This is a genomic window from Caballeronia temeraria, from assembly GCF_001544795.2.
Taxonomy (GTDB): Bacteria; Pseudomonadota; Gammaproteobacteria; order Burkholderiales; family Burkholderiaceae; genus Caballeronia; species Caballeronia temeraria.
Genome location: NZ_FCOI02000096.1, coordinates 1 through 1,931, shown reverse-complemented (window position 1 = coordinate 1,931; position 1,931 = coordinate 1). Strand labels below are relative to the sequence as shown.

At 60.0% G+C, this 1,931-nt stretch carries 1 protein-coding gene; it reads right to left on the bottom strand.

The window, feature by feature from the left end; all coding sequences use genetic code 11:
* A partial coding sequence (locus AWB76_RS38550) for a non-ribosomal peptide synthetase (protein ID WP_157696344.1) occupies window positions 1-1,931 on the bottom strand: 1,931 nt, incomplete at both ends.

Genomic DNA, 1,931 nt, shown 5'->3' with positions numbered 1-1,931 from the left:
CGCACGAGCACGCCGGTGGACCAGCCATCGGAGATGATGTGATGCATCGTGAAGAGCAGGACGTGCTGATCTTCCGCGAGGCGCAGCAGTTGAGCGCGAAGCAATGGGCCGTGTTGAAGATCGAAGGGACGGCTGGCTTCGGCTTGTGCAAGGCGTCGGACTTCGTCGGCTTGTGCAAGCGTGTCCAACTCGATAAGCGGCAGAGGCAATTCGAGTTCGGCAGCAATGTGCTGCACGGCTTGACCGTCGTGTTGAACGAAGGAAGTGCGCAGGCTCTCATGACGCGCAACAAGTGCATTTAAAGCACTATGGAAGGCGCGGACATCGAGTGTGCCGCTTAAGCGCAAGGCGATCGGAATGTGATACGTCGATTGTCCGGGATTCAGTTGTTCAAGGAACCACAGACGTTCTTGAGCGAACGACAACGGCAGATGCGCGGGACGTTCAATAGCGTGCAGCGCAGGCAATGCACTCACATGACGAGGCGATTCCTCCAACGCTTCGGCAAGCGATGCAACGCTAGGCGCGTCGAACAGCTTGCGCAGAGGCACCTCGACGGAAAGCGCCTCACGCACACGCGAAACGAGTTGCGTAGCGAGCAGCGAATGCCCACCGAGGGCAAAGAAGTTATCGAACACACTCACGCGTTCGAGCCCGAGCACATCCGCAAAGCATTGCGCGAGCGAGTGTTCGAGCGAAGTACGCGGCGCGACATAAGCCGCAAGATCCTGCCACTGCGGATCGGGCAATGCACGCCGATCGAGCTTGCCCGTGGGCGTAAGCGGCAAGGCATCCAGCGTCACGAAAGCCGATGGCACCATATAGTCCGGCAGACGCGAGCTCATATGTTCGCGCAGGGCGCTCGCATCGGTTTCGGAAGCCAGCGTGACATAAGCGACGAGCTGCTGATCGTGCGTCTTCTCGTGGCGGGCACGCGCGATGACCACGGCGTCACGTACGGCCGGATGATCAGCGAGCTGCGTTTCGATTTCGCCAAGCTCGATACGAAAACCGCGCATCTTCACCTGATGATCGTTACGCCCCAGAAACTCGATATTGCCGTCGGCACGATAACGCGCGAGATCACCCGTGCGATACATGCGCGCGCCGGGCGCGAACGGATCATCGAGAAAGCGCTCGGCAGTGAGTTCGGGCCGATTCAGATAGCCTCGCGACACACCCGCGCCGCCGATATACAACTCCCCCATCGCGCCGGGAGGCATCAAGCGACGCTGCGCATCGAGCAGATAAATATGTGCGTTGACAATCGGCTTGCCGATGACGGGCTGCGGCAGTTCGGTTGTGATCTCCGTGATGGCCGCGTCGACGGTGCATTCGGTCGGACCATAGACATTGAAAGCGCGGATCTGTTCGGCCCGTGCAAGGCGATGCCACGTTTGTTGCGTGATCGCTTCGCCGCCAACGAGCAGCGTCAGATCGGAGCGCCGCTGTTCGAGCAGGCCGGTGACGAGCAAAACATCGAGCTGAGTCGGCGTGCAGTCGAGCACATCTACGCCGCGCGCATTCAGGAATTCGATCAGCGCTGAGCCATCGGCGCGTACGGCGGAGGGAATCACGATGAGCCGGTGTCCCGCTAGCAAGGACGTCAAGCTTTTGAGCGAAGAATCGAACGCGATGCTGGCATTGAGACTGACGCCGGCGTTCGGCGCGCAATTCGCGAATACCGTCGATTGCAACGCGTGATGCAGATTCGCCACATGATGATGCTCGACCATCACGCCTTTAGGTATGCCTGTCGAACCCGAGGTGTAGATCACGTAAGCAAGGTTATGCGGCGCGACATCGGTATGCGGATTATCTTGCGAGAGCGCGTGGTCGAGCGATGCATCGAGTACGGTCAGCGTTCCAGTGTCGCCCAGCGCTTCACGACCGGCGGCGTCGGCGAGCAGCAGTCGTGGAGTGGCATCGGT